General features: G+C 41.2%; 16 protein-coding genes. 5 read left to right on the forward strand and 11 right to left on the reverse strand.

The window, feature by feature from the left end:
- Nucleotides 1–78: 78 nt before the first annotated feature.
- The 11 genes from DDZ16_RS07240 to DDZ16_RS07290 form a co-directional block, all read right to left on the reverse strand.
- A complete protein-coding gene (locus tag DDZ16_RS07240) occupies nt 79–1,800 on the reverse strand; it encodes an MFS transporter (protein ID WP_109263766.1) in 1,722 nt (573 codons plus the stop codon).
- Between the two features lie 21 nt (nt 1,801–1,821).
- Nucleotides 1,822–2,622: a glycoside hydrolase family 16 protein gene (locus DDZ16_RS07245; RefSeq protein WP_109263861.1), complete on the reverse strand. Its 801-nt coding sequence runs from the start codon at nt 2,620–2,622 to the stop codon at nt 1,822–1,824.
- Nucleotides 2,623–2,638: 16 nt separating this feature from the next.
- Entirely contained in the window at nt 2,639–4,087 is a 1,449-nt protein-coding gene (locus tag DDZ16_RS07250) for an MFS transporter (protein ID WP_109263767.1), read from the reverse strand.
- Nucleotides 4,088–4,140: 53 nt separating this feature from the next.
- Complete coding sequence (locus DDZ16_RS07255; RefSeq protein WP_158275626.1) at nt 4,141–5,208, reverse strand: glycoside hydrolase family 17 protein; 1,068 nt, start codon at nt 5,206–5,208, stop codon at nt 4,141–4,143.
- Nucleotides 5,209–5,449: 241 nt separating this feature from the next.
- Entirely contained in the window at nt 5,450–8,902 is a 3,453-nt protein-coding gene (locus tag DDZ16_RS07260; protein ID WP_109263769.1) for a hypothetical protein, read from the reverse strand.
- A 16-nt stretch (nt 8,903–8,918) separates the two neighbouring features.
- Nucleotides 8,919–9,803: a hypothetical protein gene (locus tag DDZ16_RS07265; protein WP_109263770.1), complete on the reverse strand. Its 885-nt coding sequence runs from the start codon at nt 9,801–9,803 to the stop codon at nt 8,919–8,921.
- Nucleotides 9,804–9,947: 144 nt separating this feature from the next.
- Complete coding sequence (gene bglX / locus DDZ16_RS07270) at nt 9,948–12,188, reverse strand: beta-glucosidase BglX (protein ID WP_109263771.1); 2,241 nt, start codon at nt 12,186–12,188, stop codon at nt 9,948–9,950.
- A gap of 85 nt (nt 12,189–12,273) precedes the next feature.
- Nucleotides 12,274–13,377: a family 16 glycosylhydrolase gene (locus DDZ16_RS07275; RefSeq protein ID WP_109263772.1), complete on the reverse strand. Its 1,104-nt coding sequence runs from the start codon at nt 13,375–13,377 to the stop codon at nt 12,274–12,276.
- A 92-nt stretch (nt 13,378–13,469) separates the two neighbouring features.
- Nucleotides 13,470–15,236, reverse strand: a complete 1,767-nt coding sequence (locus DDZ16_RS07280; RefSeq protein ID WP_109263773.1) for a PKD domain-containing protein — start codon at nt 15,234–15,236, stop codon at nt 13,470–13,472.
- A 19-nt stretch (nt 15,237–15,255) separates the two neighbouring features.
- The gene (locus tag DDZ16_RS07285; RefSeq protein WP_109263774.1) at nt 15,256–16,818 is read right to left on the reverse strand and encodes a RagB/SusD family nutrient uptake outer membrane protein; all 1,563 of its coding nucleotides are present in this window, start codon (nt 16,816–16,818) and stop codon (nt 15,256–15,258) included.
- 22 nt (nt 16,819–16,840) lie between these two features.
- Nucleotides 16,841–19,972, reverse strand: coding sequence for a SusC/RagA family TonB-linked outer membrane protein (locus tag DDZ16_RS07290; RefSeq protein ID WP_109263775.1), 3,132 nt, complete (start codon nt 19,970–19,972; stop codon nt 16,841–16,843).
- A gap of 573 nt (nt 19,973–20,545) precedes the next feature.
- Between DDZ16_RS07290 and DDZ16_RS07295 the strand changes: the two genes are divergently transcribed.
- The 5 genes from DDZ16_RS07295 (at nt 20,546) to DDZ16_RS07315 (ending at nt 26,327) form a co-directional block, all read left to right on the forward strand.
- Nucleotides 20,546–21,571, forward strand: coding sequence for a TIGR00341 family protein (locus DDZ16_RS07295; RefSeq protein ID WP_232526585.1), 1,026 nt, complete (start codon nt 20,546–20,548; stop codon nt 21,569–21,571).
- Nucleotides 21,572–21,669: 98 nt separating this feature from the next.
- A complete protein-coding gene (locus tag DDZ16_RS07300; RefSeq protein ID WP_109263776.1) occupies nt 21,670–22,494 on the forward strand; it encodes a mechanosensitive ion channel family protein in 825 nt (274 codons plus the stop codon).
- Nucleotides 22,495–22,587: 93 nt separating this feature from the next.
- Nucleotides 22,588–23,475, forward strand: coding sequence for a DUF3078 domain-containing protein (locus DDZ16_RS07305; protein WP_109263777.1), 888 nt, complete (start codon nt 22,588–22,590; stop codon nt 23,473–23,475).
- 516 nt (nt 23,476–23,991) lie between these two features.
- On the forward strand, nt 23,992–25,035 hold the full coding sequence (locus DDZ16_RS07310; protein ID WP_109263778.1) for an agmatine deiminase family protein: 1,044 nt from the start codon (nt 23,992–23,994) through the stop codon (nt 25,033–25,035).
- Between the two features lie 410 nt (nt 25,036–25,445).
- A complete protein-coding gene (locus DDZ16_RS07315; RefSeq protein WP_198416684.1) occupies nt 25,446–26,327 on the forward strand; it encodes a carbon-nitrogen hydrolase in 882 nt (293 codons plus the stop codon).
- Nucleotides 26,328–26,372: the final 45 nt, after the last annotated feature.

A 26,372-nucleotide genomic window follows, 5' to 3' on the forward strand; every position in this document is an offset into this window, starting at 1 on the left:
GAACAATTTGGTATCTCATATTTCTATTATAGTTCATGTTTAAGTAAAAACCCATCAAATTCGTCTTCTGGCATCAGATTATTCACCATTATCCTCCGCTCGTCTTTTCTCCAGATCGGCCTGAATCTGAAGATTTGTATTCTTATCAATGGTATAGAAATACAGCAGGGCAGCACACGACATATACAAAATACCGGGAATAACGGAAACCATGAGTTTAATGCCACTGATGGTTTCGGCTGTTTGAACTGCATTTGCTTCAAAATTGAACAATACCAAAAGCCATCCTGCCAAAGCTCCTCCAATGCCCCATCCTGCTTTTTGACCAAAGGTAGCAGCAGAAAAAATAAGACCGGTAGCTCTTTGGCCGGTTTTCCACTCTGAGTAATCGGCGGTATCGGCCAACATCGTCCATAGTAAAACCACTGCAGGGGCATAAGTAAACTTCGCCAAAATATTAAAGATGTAGATTAATGTATAATCACCCGGCCCGGGAATGTAGAGCAGTCCAAAGAAAATACCTGACAAAATGGTACTGCCCATAAATACATTCCGGTTTCCAAAACGTTTTGCCAATGGTTTTGCGATAGGTAATCCCACAATTAAGGCAATACTGCTCACTACATTAAATAATTGAACATTTTCCTCCGTACCTATATAGTACTTAAAATAATACGCAATGGATAGGTTCTGAAGAGCAAACATGATAAAAGACACAATGCTAACTAAAGCCAGAATAACCCATGGCTTATTTTTCAGCAGGTTTTTAAAATCAGCACGAATCGATTGTTGCTTCGAAACTTGCGGCAGCACGCGTTCCTTTGTGGAAAAAAATGTAATAAAGAAAAAAACCACACTTAAAAAGCCTAATACCATAAGCGTATACTGGTAGCCTTTAGCCTTATCAACAATATTGTCGTTGGCACGCACATCAATCACTGACTCAAGCATTCCTGTGTCAATGTAATGTACATCTTCACGGGCCAGCGGGTAAGGAATTACACCTGCCACATTGGCCTTCTCTTTTATCGCAGTTGAGTCAAAAGCCATAAAGCCATTTCCATAATCCAAAGTATCTTTTTCAGATGGAGTTACTACTACATAGGCAACCCCATCAGCAACTTTTTCTTCTTCGTCTTCGATTGAATAACGAATAGTATCAATACCTACAAATCCCGGATTGAGCTTATAAAGAATACTATCAGCGTTGACCACCTTTGCTACACCACCAGTGGCCTGATGATCGACAATTTGTGTTTTAAAATCGCCTTTGCCAAAGTAAATGGCCATAGATAAAGCCAGACCGGTTACAATTAACTGCCCCGAAAACGCACTGATAAAGCGAAAAGTATTAATCCCTGCTCTTTCGGTTGAATCTGAGGTCATCACTGCCATTAGCGATGAATACGGCAGATTAATGGCTGTATAGGCAGTCATCAATAGAAAGTAAGTTACAGCAGCCCATATCACCTTACCCGTTTGATTTAAATCCGGAGTGGTGAATGTTAACACTGCTAAAATAGCATAGGGGACAGCAGTGAATAAAATATATGGACGGAATTTCCCCCATCTTGTGGTTGTTCTATCGGAAATAACTCCCATGAGCGGGTCGCTAACCATATCCCAGATGCGGGCAATCAGCATGATAGTACCGGCTGCAGCTGCCGAAATTCCAAAAGTATCGGTATAAAAAATTAATATCCAAAAACCGACCATATCCCAAACAAAATGGGATGCGGTATCACCAAGGCCATAGCCCAGCTTCTCTTTGAATGACAATTTTGTTACTGTTTTCGACATCTTGTATAGATTAAAATGGTCTTACTTTTTTTGATAAACTCTCACATAATCGATTTCCATGGTTTGAGGAAAGGCAATGGAATCAATGCCCTCAACACTTCCCCATTCTCCGCCAACGGCGACATTTAATATCAGGTAAAAAGGTTTATTGTATGGCCATTTATCAACGCCTAAACCTTCGTTTACATAATTAAAGTATTGCTGATCGTCAACAAAGGCTTTTAAGGTATCTGAAGTCCACTCCAGCTTATAATTATGGAATTCAGTATCAACATCAGGGACATTAATTGTACCTGTTTGCTGAGTCCCTTTTTGCCATTGATAATCTTTGGAATGTGCTGATGCATGCACAACGCCCAAATCATATCCCACATGCTCCATTATATCGATTTCGCCTACATCAGGCCAGTTACCATCTGAAAAAGTCCATCCTCCGGGCATCATCCAAATGGCCGACCAAGTGCCTCTGGCTTTGGGCAGGCGGGCTCTCACCTCTATCTTACCATACTGCCAGTCAGCTTTTGAGATTAACCTGGCAGAGGTAAATTCTTTATCTTCATAAGGTTCGTTGACAGCAGTAATATGTAGTTTACCATCTTCCACCCATGCATTTTCTTTTCGGGCTTTGGTATAAAACTGCGATTCGTTATTCCCCCATCCATGGGGATTCCCTTCCAGATCATAATCCCATTTGGCAGAGTCAGGCAGACCTGTATAATCAAATTCGTCCTGCCATATCAATTTATATTCTTCTTTGGGGCTGTTACAGCTTGTTGCTGATACTAAAAGCCCGATAATTGCAAAAAATCCTATCTTACCCATGTTCTTATATTTTTTATTAAATCTCTTCATCCTCATGATGCACTTTTCCACGTCGGGCAATCAATGCCTCACGTATCTCATTTGCCTTGCGCTCAGTGATGTCATAAGGAAAAATAATAAGGATCGCCAATAAGGCCGTTGCAATTGGAATTACAATGTCTGCAATGCGGAGATTCACAATGGCATCAGCTGCTTGCACATCAACATGCTCATCAAAGCCCACAAAGTGCAATACAATACCGCTCAGCAATAGAGCCAATGCGTTACCCAGTTTAACCATCCACCAGTATACAGCTCCAAACATGGCTTCACGACGTTCACCGTTTTTCAACTCATCCAAATCACAAACATCGGCAGTCATGGACATCATTAAAGTAAACAGACCTCCGATACCAAATGACAAGAAAGGGATTGGCATAAACATGAGCCACGGATTATCCGGATTAAAGCCCCACCATTTGAGTGAGTATCCGATTACAGAAATTAATGTAGCTATGATGAACGCATTTTTCTTTCCTATCCTTTCTGAAATTTTGGTAACAATGGGAATAACCAAAAAGGCGGTTGCCAGAGCACTGATGGTACCAAACCATGCGGGCCAGTTACCGGCTGCCACTTTATCACCATTAAACAAGTAATAGACAATGATGAAAAAGGCAAATTGGGCAATGGTTTGGAAGCCATTAAAAATCAAAAAGGTAGCTCCGCAAAGACGAAGAAACGGCTTATTCTTGAATGTTTTCTTAATGCCGGACATGAAGTGCTTGAAATTAGCGGCCATTTCACTCATGGATAAAGTTTTCATTTTATCCTTTTCGGGCACAATCATCTCTTTATTAAACAGAGCAGGCATGATGCCTAAAACCATACAAAGACCACCTACCCATACAGCCAAAATACGAGCTCCTTCAGGTGCCGAATCGAAAAGCGATTGATTGTAAATAATCACCCAAAACCAGGGGGCTATCATCCAGGCAATTTGTCCCATAAACTGAGAAACCGCCATGAGCCGTGTACGCTCATTATAATCAGGAGTCATCTCATAACCAAGACCAATAAGTGGTGTGGCAAAGATGGTGTAGCCAAGGTAAAAGAAAAGTGATACAATCAGGAAATAAACGAAATTATAAAGCTCTGAATTCTGAGGGTTTAATTGCCACATAATCATAAAGGAAACACCGGCAATAACGCTTCCCAGCAAAATATATGGCTTCCTTCGTCCCCATTTGGATTTAGTATTATCGGAAATAAAGCCCATAACAGGGTCCGTCAGTGCATCAATGGCTCTTGGTAAGGCGCCTAATATTCCTGCTAATATTGGATTCATGCCCAGGGACATCACCAAAACAACCATAAATACCCCAAGTGCTGCCGGGAATAACTGATTGGCCAGATGCCCCGAGCCAAAGGCTACCTTCTGAAAAACGGGTACTTTATCTTCCTTTGCAATCTTAATGGCATTCATATGCGGTACTTTTAAAAATGGATTAATTGAAAACAGAGATCAGGGCATTTTTTCTAATTATTCTGTGTCATAACTTTTTTGGGACTCCTGTCGATATTAAACAGGCCCCAGTGTTTCTCTGCCCCAAGGGGATTATTCGGATCTCCTTTCCAATCCTCGTCAAAAGCTTCAAAAAAGAAAGTGGTAATATTCATTTTATCAGCCCAGGCCATTAACTCGTTGTAATACCTCAATTGCTTATCTTCGCTGGCACGTTCTCCAAATTCTGATCCCTCACTGGCCCAACCGGCCTCACTGATAACTATGGTACTGTTGGGCAATGCGTCCCGCACCTTTTGCACATTTTCGATGGAGTAGCTTAAACCTTCATCAATATCTTTTCCTTCCCATACAGGATAAATGTGAATGGCAATAAAATCCAGTTCATTGGCAAGCTTCTCTCCATGTGCAGCCCACCACTCATAATTCTCTGCTACCGTGACAGGTTGATTAATGGCCTCTTTTACCTTTTGGCAATAAGCAATCACTGAATCTGTTTCTACCAAATGGTCATTCCAATCCACCAACGCTTCATTACCCACATTTACAGCAGCAACGATGTCAGGATACTGATTAGCAAGGTTTATCCCCCGTTGAATTTCTTCCTGGTTGTCTTGTCTGTTTTGTTCTAGCACCTCTTGCGGAATGGGCTCATTAAGCCATGCACAGCCTTCGTGATTGCTTAACTCGGCCTTAAGCCAAATACCCAACATCACTTTAACCGGCAGATTATGCTCCTTGATAACCCTAAGGACTGAAGCTGAGTTTTCCTGAGAATCATATAAACGAATCAGGTTAAAAAGAGAGTCTTCACTGATAATCTTTAAATCTTCGAGTATTTCTTCATCGCTTGGCAACACAGCTCCATCTCCCCTGTCGGGATGTTGTCCGCTGCGAAACCCTGAATAACACACAGCCCGGTACGTTCCGGCCAATAAATCCTCCTCATTTTGTTGAATGGAGGCTGATTTCATTTCCGAATCAGTTGTGTCTTTTTGCTGTTTATTGCCTGAACGACAACCCGAAACTCCGGCTAAAAGAGTTGAGGCTAGTATTATTGATACGATTAGAAACCTGGACATACTCATTTTAATTTTATCAATTATCATTCTTCATTAAACACTACTCCCGGATAGTTGGCCTCCTTCTTCCCGACAGGCTGGCATTCGGGAACCTGATTTCACTATCGCTTCTCCTGAACATTAAGATCGCCCACAGTGGGGTTCTTGTCTTTGTTTTCAATGACAGATCAGGTGCGGCGGATTCCGATCCGCCGTTTTGTCTCTCATGACAGATTGGCTTCAGATCAGCCTCTTTACTTGCTTATTCTATTTTTAACTCGATCGATTTAACTACACCATTTCTCTTAAAAATTTGAGCAGAGGTTTCAGTGTCAATTACAACGCCGGCGGATGTTTTCTTCTTACCATCAGCCATTGTCACAACCACCTCATTTTTATTAGCTTTGGAATAAATAACCGGCACTTTACAAACGGTATATGCCAGTTGTCCAGCCTTAAGATTCAATCGTTGCTCTTTATCATCCACATCGAAATAGGTAAACTCTGCATCACCCTCCAGTAACTCCTTCGGGTTCAACAATGAGGTGTTAAACACAATTTCTCCATTGATAACATCTACGCCCAGTTCATTCATGCGAGTGATGACATCTTCCTTAACCTGACCGGTCATGCCGGGTTGTTTAACTCCTGCGCCACCGGGTGTATGCGAGTAGGCATCTGTTGGGAAAGCTCCGTATAAATCGGGTGATTTGTACAAACCAATGCCCGCTTTGACTTCGTAATAGTGATCTTTTAAACGACCGATCACTGCTGGATCAGCATTGTTTCTTTCAGCCTCAAAATAGTTCTCCTGAACAGCCAGTAAAAGTTTCGACACCATGTGCCAATAAATGCTCCCTAACCCTTCGTAGCCATAGAAAGTACCTGAACGACCGGTAAATGACTGGTGATCAAACATGGATTCGTAAATGGCCAATACCCCTTCTTTATTTTCATCAACCAGTTTACCATATTTTTCTTTTGGCAATGCATCCAAAGCTTTTACTAACTCATCTGCATTGCGCATTACACCATTGAAATGATAGTTGCCAAGCTTATCACGCGATAAAACTGTAGTATTATTATCTGCAACCAACTTAGACAGCAAGGATGAACCTTCAACTTTATTCTTTGGTATGTTGTTCTTTTCTACAAAAAGAGGCAATTGACGATCGGGATACAAGATGTAGCTGTACTGATTTTCACGGAACAGAGCACTAGATTTTAATGCATCCATAACGCTCAGACTTTCTTTGGCATCTAAATAACCGGCACTAAGCACAGCTACCTGACCTTCCAGCATCTCATACAGATAGCGGATGGCAATTCCTTCTGAATCAAAAGCAATAAGGTTATAGGCATGATAAAGACCATCCTCACGCTTGTTGGCACGAATCGACTGATCCATATAAGCCAGGGCCACGTCCATAAACTGCTTCAGCTCATTGGTAGAGATACTGATACGTTCGCCTTTAAAGGATTTCTCATAAATGCTGTTACGGTAAGTTTCTCCTGCTATACCCAATGTATCAGCAAAGAGTTTTCTATCCGCTTTACTGAATCCTTTTTCGAGCAAGGCGGTATTATTGGCAAATAAGTTATGGATGGTATCCAGTAATTGTTTAACCTCACCAGAAAGAGTTATTTCAATGTTGGATAAGCTTTCTAAATGATCGGACCAAAACTTGATGAAGCGACGCATGTAATACAGCGTAACCATCGATACACCGTTGCCCACCAAGGCATTATTGGCATCGTTCCACTCGGGCCGTTGTGTATTGAGCCATATTCCTGCTTCAGGAATGAAATTGCTTAACTTGGCCAGCAGAGTTACCAAAACCTTTTCTGTCAGATTAACCTTGTAAAGATCGCCCTTGGAATTGGCCAGCATACGTGCATCAGCACCCAGTTCTGCCACTTTTTCTTTGATACTTGCGTTTAATTCGGCATCAAATTGAATGGTATCCTGAGGATTGGCAACTATATCTTTGTAAGACTTAATTCGATATGGGACATTGGCATAAACAAAAATATCCTTAGTCAAAAGCGTTCCAAGCTGTCCAGGATGATATTTATCTGACAGCTCAAGAAGTTTCTGTAAGTAAATAATCTGGTGGTCGCCCCAATAACCGATATAGGCCCATGGATCATTAGGATCGGGACACTCCCAGTCGATACCTTCACGGGTAATTCTGTAAGGATTGTATCCGTCGGGTGTTGAAGCATTCAGGAATTTTGCGATCATGCCTTCCACAAATTCAGGAAATGAGAGTCCCAGCGCTTCCCAGTTTTGGAAAATATCACGCCAGTTACCCTCGTAACTCAATTTGGGACTGCCGTCCTCATTTTTCGTTTCAATTGAGAATTTGTTCCAGGGGCGACTCGGGTCACCGTGACGACGACTAAATGTTAATGGCAAATACTCATAGCAAATACGGATTAAATCGGTATCAGCAGTTGTTTTTGCTTTATCAATGAGTTCATCATAAGTTAATTTAGCCGGCAATTCTTTAAGCCAGGATGAAAAGGCAGCCTCCAGCTTTTTATTGACCTTATTAACAAACAGTTTGAAATCAACAACATCAATCTGGTAGCCATCATTAAAAATTCCACCCCGCATGACATTAAAGAGGGTATTTGAGAAGTGACGCGCGCAACTTAAATCATCGCTACCCTGCTGTAAGCCATCGGCATCAGCCACTATTTCAATCAAATTCCTGGTACCCTTTTCGATATCAATTGCAATAACTCCGTCAATATCATTTTCGGTTTGGATAAAATCATTGAGTTCAGCTACAGCACCATTGTCCTGATTAATTTCAGCGACAAGACCCCACTTTTGCGATTCATCAGCTTTCAACTCAAAAACATTATTAATCAGGTAGGCACCACGAGCCGCTCTTACATCTTCCTCAGTGGCTAAACTTTGTCCTGACTTGAAGTTATTAATTTGGTTGTCAGACAAAAGAATAGTGCTGTTCTCAAGTCCCCACGACCAAACCGTTGTAGCTTTTAGTGATTCGCTGGGTTCAGCACGGTCAACCGGAATGGAGCTTAATGAAAAGACTGCTAATTTACTTTTTGCCAAAAGTTCGTTTTTCTTGTAGGCATTGAGCAAATTGCTGAATTCATTTTGAAAGGCATAATCTAAACCATAAGGCAATATATTACGGATGCCATCTAAAACCTCTACTTTAAGGTTGTTATTCCCAGTATTCTGAATCGAGGATTTTCTAATGAAACCAAACTTTTCGCTATTGGCCCATGAGTATTGGAAGCTCACACCAAGGTCAAGATTCTCTTCCTCAAAAATGATTTTATTACCGTATATGCTTTTGTATAGATTACGTACTATTTTATATACCTGAGAGGTCTCCTTCGAAAAAGGCTCCCATAAGTAGGTTTTATTATCTTTTTCAACCAAAAGACTGGTATAACTCCCGGTCATCCTTTGATAATCATGAATTTTATCATCGGTATAATAAGGAAAAAGAGCATTGTCGCGATCTTTTCTACCGGCAGTCAGTGAGCCATTACTTGACAAAAACATCCAGTGATCAGAATCACTAACGATGCTCATGAAAAAATCATCCATCACATCGTAATGACTTATCTTGTAATACTTCTCACTGTCACAAACGACAAATTCACCGTCCACTTTCTCAAAGTTGTCGTTTAAATTAGCATCTCCTAAATAGATCTCTCTTTTTGCCATCTTTTAAAAAATTAGTCTATGTGCTTTCTATTTCATTTATTTCAAAAACCCTTTGCCATCGCTCCGTTTTTCCGGGTTTCAGGTTAATGGTCTTAAACAGTTCGGGGCTTACCACATGGGCACGTCCCCAGAGGTTTATCTTTTCCGGCTTAAAATCGACAGTTTCGGAAATGGATACATTAAGGTCTTTGTTTATCAGTCTCCAGTTGAAGCCTTCTTCCTTAGGTTCTGAGATATTCTCAAAGAAAAAGTCAGACATCGGGGTGTTTTTCCAGGTTATTTTGTTTCCTGAATATGATAAACAGTCATTGGGGTTTAAGCCTTTAGAAAATTGCTTTCCATCAATAGCCTTTCCAATAGTAAGTTGGAGTTCATCTGATAGGTTTCGCTTGCCGGGTGAGATAAAATTATGAACATATTCCGAAGTGTTGAATTCTACTTTCCCGCGGTTCTCAAGCTGATAATCAATAACCAACCCATTTTCAGTCAGCGTTACCGTTTTTTTTAGTAGAAAGGCATATTGCTCAAAACGGTTGATACACTTAAACGTAACGCTCCAATCATCTGCATCAGTAGCAAATTCAAAAGGAAGGCAGTCATATTTGTTAAAGAAGTCGTACTCCTTATTGTTTTCTTTCCTAAGCATTCCAACGCCTATTTTAGGAAAGAATTTTCCTACTTTAGTTTCATCATATCCAATAGGTTTATCAATGCCAAATTCATTAAAAAATCCTTTCCCCTGCTCATCTGAATCGCTCCCTGACAGCTCAGAAGTACACATTGGAATATCTTTCCACCAGAGCTGAACCAATTTCCCGGTCCAGTCGAATCGGGAACCAGTATACCCTTCCTGTGGCTCTTCGATATTCAATCGTATATATCCTCTGGATAATTCAATCATATTAATAATTTTGAACTGGTGGCACAAAAGATGCCACCAGATAAAAATATTCGCTTATCAACATTGATGAATAACTTCATGCTTAGCAAACGTTTTTCTCTTGTTTGCAGCTGTAAAATGCTCAGGCCGCAGCCATGTCAATCACTATTGCACTTCGAAATTGGTTGTGAGCTTGGCGTTGGAGTCACCCCCCACCCAAAGCTGGAATTCACCGGGCTCAACTACCTGCTCCATGTCAATATTGGTGAAATTCAAATCATCAACCTCAATAGTTAAAGTCACACTCTTCTCCTCATTTTTATCAAGACTAATGCGTTCAAATGCCTTAAGTTCCTTCACAGGACGAGTAACATTACCCACCAGGTCCTGAACATAAACCTGTGCAACTTCATCACCTGCCAAATCTCCAACATTATTAAGTGCGAAACTGACCTCTATGGTTTCGCCCGGAGCATAAACCTCTTTATCAAGACTCAAATCGCTGTACTCAAATGATGTATAGGATAATCCGTAACCAAAAGGATACAGAGGTGTGAAGCCTGCGTCAATATAATGAGACTCATTACCCAGTGAAGTCTGAGGTGCTTTTACAGGAATGTCATACATCTGAGTCCACGAGTCGGGATTGGCAGGTCTACCAGTATTCTTATGATTATAATAGATGGGAATCTGACCTACAACTTTGGGAAAGGTCACAGGCAGTTTACCTGAGGGATTGGCTTTTCCTGAGACGATATCAGCCAGTGCAGCGCCACCCATGGTTCCGGGATGCCAGGCATATACAACAGCGTCGGCGTGCTCGCTAATTTCTCCAATGGTTAGCGGACGTCCGGCCATAACCACCAAAACAAGTGGTTTACCGGTTTTCTTTAATTCTTTAATCAAGTCATTTTGCACACCAGGCAAATCGATATTAGCACGGGAATGTGCTTCGCCTGATAAGATGGATTCTTCACCTCCGCAAAATACAATCACATCTGATTTTCTGGCCTGTTCAATGGCTTTTCTAAAGCCTTTTTGGTGACGGGTACGGCTAATTGCCATTCCTTCAGCAAAGAGTACATTCTCCTGTCCAAAAGTCTCATTAAAAGCCTGCAGGGGTGTTACCGATAAAGTAGTGTCTCCGTCAAAAATCCAGGTGCCCAATTGCTCATAAGCCTGATCGGCCATCGGACCTATCAATGCAACTTTTTTGGATGTATTTATTGGTAATGTTTTTTGCTCATTCTTAAGCAAGACCATACTTTGAGTAGCAGCTTTTTTTGCGGCTTCAAGGTATTCAGGTTTTGCAAACTGGTTTTGCTTTTCCTCAGCGATATATGGATTATCGAATAAACCAAGTTCGAATTTCACACGCAGTATATTGCGAACGGCCTGGTTAATGTCTTCAATTTCTAATGCTCCTTCTTCAATTAAAGCAGCAATATTATCTTTGTAAGAGGTGGTGGCCATTTCCATATTGACTCCGGCTTTAATGGCGCGTTGGGCGGCTTCTTTTGCATCTTTAGCAAACCCGTGGGGAATCATCTCCACGGTCGATGCCCAGTCGCTCACCACGAACCCGTCGAATTGCCATTCGTTGCGTAATACATCTGTAAGAAGTTGTTTATTTCCTGTAGCAGGTATACCGTCAATTTCATTAAAACCTGACATAAAGGTTCGAGCACCGGCATCAACTGCAGCTTTAAAAGGAGGTAAGTATATATCGCGCAGTTCGCGGGGAGGAATAGAAGTAGTATTGTAATCACGACCACCTTCGGCAGCGCCATAGCCTGCAAAATGTTTGGCACACGCTGCAATGCTGGTTTCGCTATTTAAGCTGTCGCCTTGAAATCCTTTGACCATTGCAGCTCCTAAAACAGAAGTCAGATATGGATCTTCGCCAAGGCTTTCAGCAATACGCCCCCATCGTGCATCTCTGCTGATGTCTATCATTGGTGCAAAAGTCCACTTTACACCTGTAGAGGATGCTTCCATAGCAGCAACGCGAGTACCTTTTTGTACCAACTCGGGGTTCCAGGTCGCCGCTTGTCCCAAGGGAATAGGAAAGACTGTTTTAAATCCATGAATTACGTCACGGGCAACAATAATTGGAATACCTAAACGGCTCTCTTCAACAGCAATTTTTTGCAGTCGGTTAATATTTTGCGGATCAACCTCATTCAGTATCGATCCTATCATCCCTTTACGAATACTTTCATCATGGCCATATCCGCCATTGACCTGGCACATCTGACCTATTTTTTCTTCAAGGGTCATTTCATTTAGAAGTTGCTCTACTTTAGTCTCAACTTCGGAGGAATTATCATGACTGTCATTCACCTGACAGGCCCAGCTGCCAAGCATTATGATTATTATTAAGGATAAATGTTTAACGCTTTTCATTTTGTTTTTATATTAGGTTTTAAGATGTCGAATAACCGAATTGCGATCTTAAACTTCATTTATTGGATTGTATCCTAAAAAAATTTTAGTCCAATTCATAAACACGCACATAATCAACTTCCATGGATTGTGGGAAAATACTGTTATCAATACCTTGAGCACCTCCCCAGGTTCCGCCTACGGCGACATTCAGTATAAAGAAGTGAGGTTTATTAAATGGCCAGTTGTCATCATTCTTTGAAGCAGGAGCATAAGTATGCACAATATTATCAGGAGAGTCCACATAAAAAGTAAGAGATTCTTCAGTCCATAAAAGCCCGTAAATATGAAAGGCCTCTTCTGCAGTAGTTAAAGACATGCTGCTACCACTTCCATTGCCACCAGAACCTGCTGAAGTATGCACTGTTGAGTGAACAATATCAGGCTGATAACCGACGTACTCCATAATATCAATTTCGCCACAAGCGGGCCATCCAACCTGGCTTAAGTTAGAACCAAGCATCCATATCGCCGGCCAAACACCGGTTCCTGATGGTAGTTTTGCACGAATTTCGATACGTCCGTAGGTAAATTCATGCTTATTCATTGTAACCATACGGGTTGAAGTATATGAGCCCCGTTCTTTATTGTCATTAACTTTTTCAGCGGTAATAATCAGCTTTCCATCAGCGATTTCAACATTATCGCCGTTGGTGTAGTATTGCAATTCGTCATTGCCCCAGCCCCAGTCTCCGGTTCCGACCTCAAAAGTCCAGTTTGCCGGATTAACTGATGAACTGTTGAATTCATCCGACCAAATAAGACCTTCAGGATTGACATAATCCGGATCATCTTCTTCAATCGTTAAAGTCTTTGTCAAGGTTTTTGTATCGGCGGTACTATTCAATGGCCCCCAAACAGTTAAGGAAACTTCATATTCTCCCTTTTGAGGATAATAAACTGTTTGTTCAAGATCTTTATCTGTAATTTTACCGGTCGACTGGCCATTACCGAAATCCCATTCAACGTATAAATAGTCACCCGATGACAAATTGGTAAGAATAATATTATTGGGATTTTCTGAATCAACTTCTATTGAAAAATCAACATTATAACTTTCCGGGCTGTTTCCATCTTCGCTGCATGAAACAAACGCAGGGATTATTATTGCAATAATCCATATTTTAACGCCTAACAGAAACCTATCCATCTCAAAAAAAATTAGTTGTGTGTGAAAGTCAAAAGTGGGATAAAAAAGATGGAAAGTGGAGAATTCACTCCACTTTCCAAAAAAATTAGTTTTTAATTACTTGCAGATTTCAGCCCTTCAACATGAGGACCTTCAAGATCATCAAAATAAAATTCGTGAACACCTTCCCCAACCCCGGGGTTACACATGATTCGAATCACGTTGTAAAAACCCTGATTGAAATTAGGATCGGTTGTAACATCGGAAGTGAATTGATCACCAGTCCAATCAAAACCGGCACCTACACCGGCAAAATCGAATTCGGCAACCTCCCAGGTATCATCTGCCTGAATGGTATAGATAAGATCATATGTACCTGTCTGCCAAGCATTATCTCCCTTGTCAGTATTCTCCAGTTTCATCAGAATCTCTTGTCCTGCTTTTCCACGAACCATTATTCTGAAAACAGAAGAATTGGTTAGATTAAAGCGATATCCGGCAGGTAATTCCATATAGGCATTTGCCCATTGCTGGTTTTCCTTGCGATAGTGGAATACCTTCACTCCTTTATTAGGATAGATTCGTTCAGGGTTGTCAACTACAGTTACCTCACAGTCCTGCCCCAATACCGGTGCCATTTGCACTTCACTGTTGTCAACATACATTACCATTTGATCTAACAAGAATGGCTCATACTCAGAATGGTAGTTTTCAACCGTTATGGATTGATTATCCACTACTTCTTCATTAGATGCCAGGACGGTAATGGTTACCGGATAGGTTCCTTTGCGCATGTATACATGAGAAAGAGTTGCATTGTAATCCTCGGTTGTTAAAACATCTGATCCATCACCAAAATCTACAGTATAGCCATTAACACTGATACCATCAGGAATATTCACATTGTCCAGATTTACAGACCACTCATTTTCTTCCTCGGTTTCAGCGATAACAGTTTGATACGTTACAACTGGCTTCTCGTAACCTTTAAGTATCAACTTATTGTACCAACGATTGCCGTCTCCTCCAATAGTACTCATACTAATTGAGGTTTCGGTGATTTCATCGATCCGATATTCATAGCTTCCACCATAGTCAAAGCCAAAAAATGACGGCTTGGTAGAAGTTAACTGCAAATAGTTGACACCATCTTTTTCAACTACAGACCAAGTAGCAGCAGATGGAGTATAATTAACACGGTAATCAGTACCATCGACAGGGACGGGATTTGTATATTCAGCCACTGCATCTCCATCAACCCGGAAATCCTTCACATACGAATCACCATTATTTTTATATTCGAAAACAAATTCTACCATTTTGAATGTGAATTCATCGTCATAAGCACCTGAATTTGTTTTTTGTAATGGCTGTGCAGCCCACCATTCGGTACCAACGCCATCCGGAGGTCCGATACCAAAGTGACCAGCAGCCAAACTATCAACGACCCATGTTTTACCCTCTGCAGCGTCTGCTCCGCCTGTTAGCATATTAAGTACAGGGCTGTCCAAAAAGTCATAATCGGTCTCGGTTTGCTCAACTTCCTGGACCTTTGAGTTAGACTCACCATTATTGGCAGTAATTGTTAGCGTTAAATCGTACACTCCCGGCACAGGATAGTAAGCCTCAACACTATTACCCTTGAGTACAGTTCCATTTCCAAGATTCCACTCAATAGATGCTACACCTGAAACCGGTGTGTTGTTTTGCAAATTGAAATGGAAAGCATCATCACCCGGTGTAACGGTGAAATCCATTTGCTCATCAGTTGGAGCACCTTCAAGCCCCAAACTGGATTTATCAAATTCTTCCGGTTCGCAACCCAATAGCAGAAAAGCTGCCATAAACATTGCGATTCCTGATTTTATTATATTGCTCATAATCATCTGTTTTTACAAATTAATTATACCCATCGTTTTGTTCTAACTTAAACTCGCCTTCAGTTTTGTCAATCTCAGATTGAGGAATCGGCAAATACTTCATATAGTCTTCCCAGGTACGGGATGAAGAATACTCAGGAATATCTTCGTTCAGCAAATTGGTATCTCCCCAACGTACAATATCCCAAAAACGCATGCCTTCTCCCACAAACTCACGGCGACGCTCAAGTTTGATGTTATCCACATCAGCAGTAATAGTTTCCAGTCCTGCCCTTTCTCTGATAAGATCTAAAGCGTCCTGGGCTGTCATTGCTCCGGCAGCTACACCATGTACTACTTCTAATTCGGCAATATTCAGTAAAACTTCAGCATAACGGAAAATACGCACATTGTTTTCAAAGTTCAGATCCGGATTAAAAGGCGCATCATTGTAATCCTCGCGGGCAGCATATTTAGCCATAAAATAACCTGTATCCTGAAAACGCTCAGTGTAAGTTCCTTTGGCAAACTTATTAACTGAAGCTGCCAGACGCTCGTCACCTTCCTCAAAAACAGAAACTAAATCAGTACGTACAGGACCAAATCCCCAACCACCTTCGTAAGGAATGGTGTCCAGTTCACTTTCAGGTACTCCGTTCTCTAATTGCTGATCAATCTGTAGCTGATCAAATCCGGTGAGTTCATTAGGTGAAATAAATCGGGGCAAATTGGTACCAAAACCAGTCCATGCAGCTCCCCAGTCTTTACCATCAGCCTGATGATTGGCCTCAAAAATAGAACCGGGTCCAAACTCTCCCTCGCGGGACCAAATTCTGGCATAATCAGGTAAGCTATAGCCACCTTCACTAACGATGGTTTGCATATCAGCCATTACCTCAGCATATTTATCGGTATCTTTCTGATACATAACAACTCTGGCTTTCAGCATCAATGCTGCTGCACGGGTTGCACGTCCATCATTGGCAGAATTTGTATTCATCGGCAAAGCACCTGCTGCTGTTGCAATTTCGAGGTCCTCTAAGATTTCAGCATAAATCTCATCAGCTGTATATTGAGGTGCCATATATGGTTCTTCCAGATCTTCCTCGAAATAAGGAATATTACCCCAGAATTTCCACAACCAATGTACATAGTAAGCACGAAGAAAATGTGCCTCTGCCTTAAGTTGGTTCAGTTTATTTTCAGGCACATCAACTGCATTCTCACAAGAAATTATAGCGTTGTTGGCACGGCTAAGTCCGCTGTAGTAAATATTCCATAAACCAATTGGAATATCAACAGAGGTAGGCTCAAACTGAGACAATTTGTACAAAACTGCCTGGTCACCGGCATCTCCTCCACCCTTAAAAATATCATCTGAACGCAAGTCCGAAAGAAGCGGAACACTATTGTATTGATAATCAGCATAACTATCAAATAAGAGTATTTGATAAGTCGCTCCAAGGTTGGCCAAAATGGCTCCTTCAGTTGCAGGTCCTCCTGTTTCCTGAGAAGCAGTAGGCTGAACTGTCAGAAAATCGTCGCTGCAAGCAGTAAAACCGACCAATGCAGCTAAGACTAATGATTTAATATATCTCTTCATAATAGAAATCTTTTTTTTCGGTTTAGAATGTAATATTAGCACCAACAGAAATAGTTCTGGCCTGTGGATAGATACCACGGTCGATACCAATAGTAGTAAAACCACCAGATGCGATTTCAGGGTCAAAACCGTCATAATCAGTAATGGTCAGCAGGTTCTCAGCTGCCACATAAACTCTGAATCGCTGAATGTAATTGTTTAAAACAGACTTAGGAATGGTATATCCCAACTGCAGTGTTTTTAAACGGATGTAAGATCCGTCTTTTACGTAAAGATCAGATGACACCCAGTTATCTCCAAAACCATCAACAGAAACGCGCGGAATCTCATTGGAGGTTCCTTCACCATGCCAACGATCCAGAATCCATGCAGGACGGTTCATACGTGAAATATCACTACGCTGTGAAAAGTCAAACATATCATTTCCAAGACTTCCCTGGAAGAATGCAGACAGGTCAAATCCTCTCCACTCTGCTCCCAGATTGAAACCAAAGGTCCAGTCAGGAATACCTTTACCAATTTTGGTCCGGTCATCAGGATCAATATCACCATCATTGTCAGTATCTACAAAGCGAACATCACCAGGCACTGCTGACTCGCCATAGGCCGCATTGTATTCAGCTGCCTGTGCCTCATTTTGAATGATTCCATTGGTTTTGTATCCATAAAAATATGGGAATACTTCACCGTTTTCACCTTTCACAAAATCACCTACTCCTGCTGTTGAGTTGCTTTCATAAACAATTTCACCCGATTCGTTACCTATATTGATCAGTTTATTTTTCAGGTAAGATGCATTGGCTGAAATATTATACTTAAGATCGCCAACACTATTTTTGTAGCTGATTTCAAATTCCAAACCAGTGTTTTCCATATCACCGGCATTAGCAATAGGCGCACCTTTACCATTGTAGCTTGGAATAGGTTGATCCATCAACATACCATTGGTTTCTTTTTTATAGTAATCAAAACCAAAAGTTAATGCACTGTTAAGGAAACGGGCATCAAAACCAATATCAATTTGCTCTGACTCTTCCCAAATAACCTCAGGATTGGCAATACGTGAAGGACTACTACCATATTGCAGGTATTCATCATCATCACCGGATCCAAAGTAGTAATTTTGGTTACCGTCCATCAAACTGGTATAAGCAAAGGCACCAATATTCTCGTTACCATTCTGTCCCCAACTGGCACGTATCTTCAGATAATTGAACCAATCGGGACGGCCATCCATAAATCCTTCTCGCGTCACATTCCAACCTACCGATACAGAAGGGAATGTAGCCCATTTGTTTTCTGGTCCGAAATTGGATGATCCATCGTAACGTACAGTAGCCTGAATCAGATATTTCTCATCAAAGTTGTAATCTACACGACCAAAATAGGAGGCCAGCGTTTTGGCACTTACTCCATCAGTACCACCTGCAACTCGTTCATCATCACGATTGGCAGTTGCATAATCAATTACAGCTTTTGAAGGATCTTCTTCCAATAAGTCAAAGTCATCACCATACAAATGACGAGATGTATATTCACTTGCAGACTGACCTGCCAAAATGGTAAAGTTGTGTCTGTCTGCAATAGAATTGGTATAAGTTAAAGTATTTTCAACCTGCCATTTAAAACCGCGGTGCATATTAGAATATACAGTGCTCCGGTCAAAATCTTTACCTTGTGTAGAAAGGAAGTAAGGATAACGATAACCATCACCACCCCAGAAAGCTAAGTCAACGCCATAACTTGATCTGAATTTCAAACCGTTGTATACATCTAACTCACCCCAGAAATTGGCTACAATTTTATCAGAATTGTCTTCACTTCCTGTAGGTTCATTTAACATCCCAACCGGGTTAGCAATTTCCTGAAAACCACTTGGAGGAAGCGAGAAAACACGGCCATCTTCATCAGTTACAGCCTCAGGGTGAGCAGCCAAATCGGCGTCAGGATTTTCAGAATAGACCGGAACGGTTGGATCAAAAGCCAATGCACTCCCTAAAATGGATCCATACTCAGAATTGGTCTCAACTCCGGAAGACACAACACGCGAATAACCTACAGACATTCCAACCTTTAAACTACTCAGATAGTCACGATCGTAATCAAATGCAGTATAGGTGTTATTGGTTCTTACACTGTAACGTTCAAAGTTTGAACGTCCATAGTTTCCACCAACAATTCCTTCCTGGTTAAAATAGCCAAAAGACAAAAAATAAGAAACTTTTTCCGTTCCTCCATTAAGACTTACCTGATGATTCTGAACAGGAGCATCGTAGTTAAAAGTCTGATCCTGCCAGTCAGTTCCTGCTCCGGCACTCGCAATTTCCTCAGGAGTATAAATGGGATTGCGGCCATCGTTTAATTCCATTTCGTTCATGATAACCATGTACTCCTCAGCATTAAGAACAGAACGTTTTTTCCAGGGATTTTGCCAACCATAAGAAAAGTCATAATTAATGGTTGCATCACCTTCTTTTCCCGTTTTGGTAGTAACCAAAACCACTCCATTGGCCGCGCGGGCTCCGTAAATTGCAGCAGATGCGGCATCTTTTAAAATCTCTACTGATTCGATATCGGCAGGGTTCAGATAATTGATACCACCATCTACAGCCATACCGTCTACAATGTAAAGTGGATCACTGTTGTTAATGGTTCCAATTCCACGAATCCTGACTTTTGAGTCAGAACCTGGCTGGCCGGAACTCTGAGTGATCTGAACACCTGAAACTTTTCCTTTCAACACATCCTCTATGCGTGAAGGTTTAGTTTTTTCAAGGTCTTCAGCTGACACACTACTAATTGCAGCTGTCACAACACTTTTTTTCTGAACACCATAACCCACAACAACGACTTCGTCAAGATCGGTTACCTGTTCAACCATCTGAACATCGATATTGGATTGGTCAGCAACTACTTCTACAGGTTCCATACCAATAAACGTAAAAACTATAGTTGCACCTTCGGGAAGGGTCAACTGGTAATTTCCGTCAACATCAGTAATGACACCATTGGTTGTACCTTGTTGGACGACACTCACTCCCGGTATGGGGGCGCCGTCTGATTGTGACGTCACCTTACCTGTAACGGTGACATCCTGTGCAAACAACATTGTTGTCCACATCATTAAAATTAAAATTCCTATTGTTTTTCTCATAACAAAACTGAATTTGGAAATTTTTAGTAAAACATGTTGCAAACATACCCCCAAGTGTTAATCATTCCTAATATTTCACCCCATAAAAAACTCACTTTTACACATTTTTTAACTCATTAAAAACTCATTGTTTTTTTATTTATATATTGATTTTCAAATTTTTAAACAAACACCAAACAGCACATTATTTTTAAAAAACACACTCACATCAGAGAAAACCTAAATTTTAACCTTCGTTAACTTTTTTACTTTGTAATACGGCCAACAAATAAGTTCAACATCAAATGAAGGTGAACAAAGGGTGAAAATTTAAACGCTGGAGGAGTTTGCACGGAAAACTAAAAATGGAATTAAAACCATAAAAACAGGATAGGTTTAAGTAATTAACAGGCAGAACTATCAAATCCAGGGTAAGATAAAAGCCATAAATTAGAGCATAAAACTTGCACTTAAGTGCTTGTTGAGATGGTTTACAGTTTTAATAGCGAATAGAATATGCGTTTTTCAGCGCTCCTTAGGTAAAGAACTTGATTACACTTGAAACTTTTTCGTAATTTCAAATAAAAAATTTGCATGGCCCTTCGATTAATACAAACAATTGTCCCGGTCGATCGTAAACACCAGCTCCAAAGCATTATAAGAGGCGAGTCCTTCATAGAAAGCTGGGACCAGACAATGGGGAAAAACCGATACAAATTGTCGCTTATTTTGCCGGTTCAGGAAAGCGAACATCTTATTTCCCGCCTTGAGCAACGATTTTCTGATACTGCCACTTTTCGGATCATCATATATCCTGTAGAAGCAACCATTCCCATCCCTAATGAGCCGGAGGCCAATACCAACCGCGGCACTGCCATGGAAAAGCAGGAAAAAGAAGGCAAAGGTCGAATAAGCAGGGATGAATTGTATAATGATTTAGTGGATTCTACCCGTTTGTCATGGGTATTTGTTGTTTTGATGATCGCCTCAACCATTGTTTCTACTACCGGGATTCTAAGAAATAGTGAAGCCATAATAATAGGATCTATGGTAATTGCCCCTCTTTTGGGGCCAAATGTGGCACTTTCGCTGGCCACCACCCTCGCTGATTTTAATTTAGCCAAAAATGCATTGCGGGTTACTTTTGCAGGAATTCTTATTTCTCTGTTTCTGTCAGTTCTTACAGGAATGATACTTAATATTGATCCGGCAAGTCCCCAGATTGCTTCAAGAATACAACCCAATATGGGCGACATCGGCTTATCACTTGCATCGGGAGTAGCTGGTGCTTTGGCTTTTACAACAGGAGTAGCATCAGCTTTAGTAGGTGTAATGGTAGCAGTGGCTTTATTGCCGCCATTAGTCACCTTTGGTCTTTTGGCGGGTACCGGAGAATGGGAAATAGCGACAGGAGCCTTACTTTTATTATTTATTAATATCATCTGCATCAATCTGTCGGGAGTTGTCACTTTTGTCATTCAAGGTATTAAGCCTTCAAAAGGAGAAGAAGAAAACAAAGCCAGAAGTGCCTCCCTCGCCTCCATCCTTATTTGGAGCATATTACTTATTCTTCTCATGGTGTCGCTGTATTACAGTCACATAAATTTTGACTTTTTGTGAAAATTGGAATAATATTATAAGAACATTATCTGTTTAATTACCTTTAAATATGAGATAACGCTGTAATTCATAATTTTTTTAACCATAAATCAACAATAATGGAAGAAATAAAAAACTGGGTCAGCAATCCTGACCAAATTCTGGATTTGGTAATTAAGTATGGCGGCCAGCTGTTACTTGCCATTATCACCCTGATTATTGGCCTGTGGATAATAGGTAAAATAATCAAAGGTCTGAAAAAATTATTTGAAGCGCGTGATTTTGATGCCAGCCTCCAATCATTTCTGACGAGTCTGACAAGTATCCTGCTGAAAATAATGCTTGTAATAAGTGTGGTTACCATGTTGGGCGTGGAAATGACCTCTTTCATTGCCATTCTTGCAGCAGCAGGGCTGGCAGTTGGTATGGCCCTGAGCGGAACCCTCCAAAACTTTGCGGGAGGTGTAATGATTCTTATTTTCCGGCCATTTAAGGTTGGGGATTACATCACCAGCGAGGGACATTCGGGAACTGTAAAAGAGATTCAGATATTTCATACCATACTCAATACGCCGGACAAAAAGACCATCATATTACCCAATGGCCCGGTGTCAAACGGAAGTACCATCAATTACTCAACGGAGCCCCTTCGCCGTGTAGATTTTACGTTTGGAATCGGGTACAACGACGACATCGATAAAGCCAAACAGGTTATTCGGGAAGTCATTGATAAGGATGAACGAATTTTAAAAGATCCGGAGCCTTTCATCGCAGTCAGTAATTTAGGCGATAGCTCGGTAGATCTGGTAACGCGTGTTTGGGCCAATGCAGGAGATTACTGGGGAATTTTCTTCGATATGCAGGAAACTGTTAAGAAGGAATTTGATCGTCAGGGAATTTCTATCCCATTCCCACAACGCGATGTTCATTTGTATCAGAAATAAAATACATTTCAAAAAAACCTTGGATATTGTAGGTTCACAAGATCATGTGAACCTACAATTATTTAAAATATTCATTTACCAAACTTAATTTTCATGATTCCACAAAAAATCAGATGCGTAATCATAGCGCTTTTCGTGCCATTTATCTCATTTTCCCAATCCGAACCTGACACCACCAAACACTGGAAAGCTGGTGGTAATACAGCTCTTACCTTCTCACAGGTATCATTAACCAACTGGTCGGCCGGGGGAAAAAACTCAGTTTCAGGAACATTTAAGTTCAATACTTTCCTAAATTACAAAAGAGGTAAAAATGCATGGGAAAACACGCTTGATGTAGGATATGGCCTGACTCAGCAAGGTGAAGAAAATATTGTTAAAACGGACGATAGAATCCAATTCGTCTCCAAATATGGTCACCAGGCCTCAAAAAAGTGGTACTACACGGCTCTTACCGATTTTAAGACCCAGATAGATTTGGGCTATAAGAACCCTCCTGACAATGAGATAATGACCTCAAAATTCATGTCTCCGGCTTATTTACTGCTTTCATTGGGTATGGATTACAAGCCGAACGACAATTTTTCTCTTTACCTATCTCCTCTCACCAGCAAAATGACCTTTGTGAATGATGAGGGATTATCCAATCAAGGGGCCTATGGCGTGGAACCAGGTGAAAACATGAGATCGGAATTCGGTGCCTCCCTTAAAAGTATCTTTAAGAAAGAGAACGTTATTGAAAATGTGGACTTTAAAACCCGCCTCGATCTTTTTTCCAACCTGGGAAGTAATCCTGAAAATGTAGATATTGAATGGGAAACCCAATTTGATTTTAAAGTCAACAGCTTTCTTTCAGCTAATCTGGGCACCACCCTGTTATACGACGACGACATCAAATATGTGGATTCTCAGGGTGTTGAACATGGAGCAAGGATTCAGTTTAAGCAGCTTTTTGGGTTTGGAATTAATTATAAGTTCTAGAAAACTTATTTTTAAACGCAAAGGTGCAATGACGCAAAGACAAAAAAGGAGATTTATTATGGACCAGTGTCAAGTCAAGCATAGTCTGACGGCCCAAGCTTTGCTCTTTCTAACTTGTGCTTCTTAAAAAAAAGACTCACGTAGCTACGGCTATGCTTACTTTTTTGTTGATTTGCACAAGGTAAAAAATAGCGGCAGCTTACCCGACATTCTACACTTGGCTTGACCCTAGTGTCAAGTCAAGCATAGTCTGACGGCCCAAGCTTTGCTCTTTCTAACTTGTGCTTCTCAAAAAAAAGACTCACGTAGCTACGGCTATGCTTACTTTTTTGTTGATTTGCACAAGGTGAAAAATAGCGGCGACTTACCCGACATTCTACACCTGGCTTGACACTGTTTTTTTTTATCGCTTTCAGATTTTTTCAGTCATTGATAAAAAAACCATTTCATAAAATTTTCCCATTTTTGAAGTCCGGTTGACAGCAAAATCAACCGGACTTTTTTGATAGCTAAAACATGATAAACCGGATATTTCCACCCGAATGGGCTCCTCAGGATGCAGTGATCCTGGCGTGGCCTCATGATAATACCGATTGGGCACCCATACTTCAGGAAGCCCGGGACTGCTTTAAAGAGATAATCGAAGCCATTGCCCGTTTCGAAGACGTCATTGTATTGCTTAATGATGAAAAAGAGAGCTTCCCGATAAACGAGTTCGCAAAGAAAGAAAACATTCATCCGGTTGTTTGTCCAACCAATGATACATGGGCCCGGGATTTCGGCCCCCTGTTTATAAAAGAAGGGGATCAGCATATCGGGCTCGACTTTAGGTTCAATGGATGGGGTTTGAAATTTCCAGCAGATCAGGACAACCTAATTACCTCACGTCTTTTTGCGAGCGGAATTTTCTCTGAAAACACCTCCCGTGAGAATAAACTCAACTTTGTTCTTGAAGGTGGGAGTCTAGAATCGGACGGAAATGGGACTCTTCTTACCACATCAGAGTGCCTGATGTCAACAAACAGAAATGGCGCCTCATCCCGAGACGAGGTAGAAAAAGAATTAAAACGCTCATTTGGAGCTCAAAGAGTTTTATGGATCGACCATGGCTACCTGGCTGGAGATGATACTGACAGCCACATAGACACTCTTGCCCGTTTTTGCGATTCTGAAACCATTGCTTATGTTAAGTGCAAAGACATTGATGATGATCACTTCCAGGCATTGAAAAAAATGGAAGAACAACTTCAACAGCTCAAAACCCGGGAGGGTAATCCCTACAACCTTGTTCCACTCCCAATGGCTGATCCGGTTTTTGATGATGACTACCAACTGCCGGCCACATATGCCAACTTTCTAATCACCAATGGGGCGGTTCTTGTTCCCTGTTATAATAGCCCCAAAGACCTGGAAGTAAAAAAGATATTAGAACCGGTCTTTCCCGGCAGACAAATTATCGGGATTAATTGCCGGGCTTTAATTAAACAACATGGTTCGCTGCACTGCGTAACTATGCAAATTCCCGGGGGGGTGATAAATAAAGATATTATAAATGGGTAAACTCATTATTGCTATTAAATAAACCTTCATGTTACGTACCTACGGCACGTCTTTCTATTTTGCTATGATTTTCTACCGATATATAGTCCCTGGCGGGACATCCCAGACGCATATTAAATATATTTCGATCCCAATGAGTAGTCAATAAAACAATGATATCAAAGGTTCCTTTACTCTTATTTTGGTCTCAATATGAACCTGTAAGGAGAAGCAATGTCAATTATGTATCAGTTAGAAATCTGAATAGGATATATCTAATTTTTTAATTCATTTTCCTCCTGTCCCATTTGGGACAAAATACCGGTAGAACATTATTCCGGATGTTAAAAGCGCGTCGTCAGGTACACCACAAATCCTTTATCAGAAATCTAATTGTTTTTTATCTTTAACCTGAATAAAAAATGAAAACCATGCTAAAAACAGGAATCATACAACAAAGCAATACAGCCAATAATGCAGACAACACTCAACGTCTGGTGAATAACATCAGAGAAGTCGCCGCCAAAGGTGCAGAGCTTATTGTATTGCAGGAATTGCATAACAGCCTTTATTTCTGTCAGACTGAGGAGACTGATGTTTTTGACCTGGCCGAGTCCATTCCCGGACCATCCACTGATAAGTTTGGCAACCTGGCCAAAGAGCTGGGAGTGGTTATTGTCACTTCACTTTTTGAGAAACGTGCTCCGGGACTGTATCACAATACAGCGGTGGTTTTGGACAAAGACGGCAGTATAGCCGGAAAGTACCGAAAGATGCATATCCCGGATGATCCCGCTTACTACGAAAAGTTTTATTTCACCCCGGGAGATATGGGATTTGAGCCCATAAACACAAGCGTGGGCAGACTTGGCGTATTGGTTTGCTGGGATCAGTGGTACCCCGAAGGTGCAAGGCTGATGGCCATGAAGGGGGCCGAATTACTAATCTATCCCACCGCCATTGGCTGGGAATCGACCGACACTACAGAAGAGAAAGCCAGACAAAAGGATGCCTGGGTTGTTTCGCAGCGCGCCCATGCAGTAGCAAACGGGCTGCCTGTGATATCGGTCAACCGCGTAGGACATGAGCCGGATCCATCAAATGCGACCGGCGGCATTCAATTCTGGGGCAACAGTTTTGTGGCCGGACCTCAAGGAGAAATCCTTATTGAAGCACCTACAGACATGGAAGCAAATCTCATCGCCGACATTGATCTCAAACGATCTGAGGACGTTCGTCGCATCTGGCCGTTTTTCAGAGACCGTCGCATTGATGCCTACAGCGGGATTACCAAGCGGTTTTTGGATGAATAAACAGTGTTCACCCAACATTGAGCTGGCAAAAGAGCCTCTGCCTTT

The organism is Marinilabilia rubra, from assembly GCF_003121985.1.
In the GTDB taxonomy this organism is placed as follows: Bacteria; Bacteroidota; Bacteroidia; order Bacteroidales; family Marinilabiliaceae; genus Marinilabilia; species Marinilabilia rubra.

What these genes read in the sequence shown, in the direction of transcription:
- DDZ16_RS07275 (WP_109263772.1), bottom strand. Translation starts at nt 13,377, where the DNA reads ATGGATAGGTTTCTGTTAGGCGTTAAAATATGGATTATTGCAATAATA.
- DDZ16_RS07255 (WP_158275626.1), bottom strand. Translation starts at nt 5,208, where the DNA reads ATGTCCAGGTTTCTAATCGTATCAATAATACTAGCCTCAACTCTTTTA.
- DDZ16_RS07290 (WP_109263775.1), bottom strand. Translation starts at nt 19,972, where the DNA reads ATGAGAAAAACAATAGGAATTTTAATTTTAATGATGTGGACAACAATG.
- DDZ16_RS07300 (WP_109263776.1), top strand. Translation starts at nt 21,670, where the DNA reads ATGGAAGAAATAAAAAACTGGGTCAGCAATCCTGACCAAATTCTGGAT.
- DDZ16_RS07305 (WP_109263777.1), top strand. Translation starts at nt 22,588, where the DNA reads ATGATTCCACAAAAAATCAGATGCGTAATCATAGCGCTTTTCGTGCCA.
- DDZ16_RS07295 (WP_232526585.1), top strand. Translation starts at nt 20,546, where the DNA reads ATGGCCCTTCGATTAATACAAACAATTGTCCCGGTCGATCGTAAACAC.
- DDZ16_RS07245 (WP_109263861.1), bottom strand. Translation starts at nt 2,622, where the DNA reads ATGGGTAAGATAGGATTTTTTGCAATTATCGGGCTTTTAGTATCAGCA.
- DDZ16_RS07260 (WP_109263769.1), bottom strand. Translation starts at nt 8,902, where the DNA reads ATGGCAAAAAGAGAGATCTATTTAGGAGATGCTAATTTAAACGACAAC.
- DDZ16_RS07250 (WP_109263767.1), bottom strand. Translation starts at nt 4,087, where the DNA reads ATGAATGCCATTAAGATTGCAAAGGAAGATAAAGTACCCGTTTTTCAG.
- bglX (WP_109263771.1), bottom strand. Translation starts at nt 12,188, where the DNA reads ATGAAAAGCGTTAAACATTTATCCTTAATAATAATCATAATGCTTGGC.
- DDZ16_RS07240 (WP_109263766.1), bottom strand. Translation starts at nt 1,800, where the DNA reads ATGTCGAAAACAGTAACAAAATTGTCATTCAAAGAGAAGCTGGGCTAT.
- DDZ16_RS07310 (WP_109263778.1), top strand. Translation starts at nt 23,992, where the DNA reads ATGATAAACCGGATATTTCCACCCGAATGGGCTCCTCAGGATGCAGTG.
- DDZ16_RS07285 (WP_109263774.1), bottom strand. Translation starts at nt 16,818, where the DNA reads ATGAAGAGATATATTAAATCATTAGTCTTAGCTGCATTGGTCGGTTTT.
- DDZ16_RS07315 (WP_198416684.1), top strand. Translation starts at nt 25,446, where the DNA reads ATGCTAAAAACAGGAATCATACAACAAAGCAATACAGCCAATAATGCA.
- DDZ16_RS07265 (WP_109263770.1), bottom strand. Translation starts at nt 9,803, where the DNA reads ATGATTGAATTATCCAGAGGATATATACGATTGAATATCGAAGAGCCA.
- DDZ16_RS07280 (WP_109263773.1), bottom strand. Translation starts at nt 15,236, where the DNA reads ATGAGCAATATAATAAAATCAGGAATCGCAATGTTTATGGCAGCTTTT.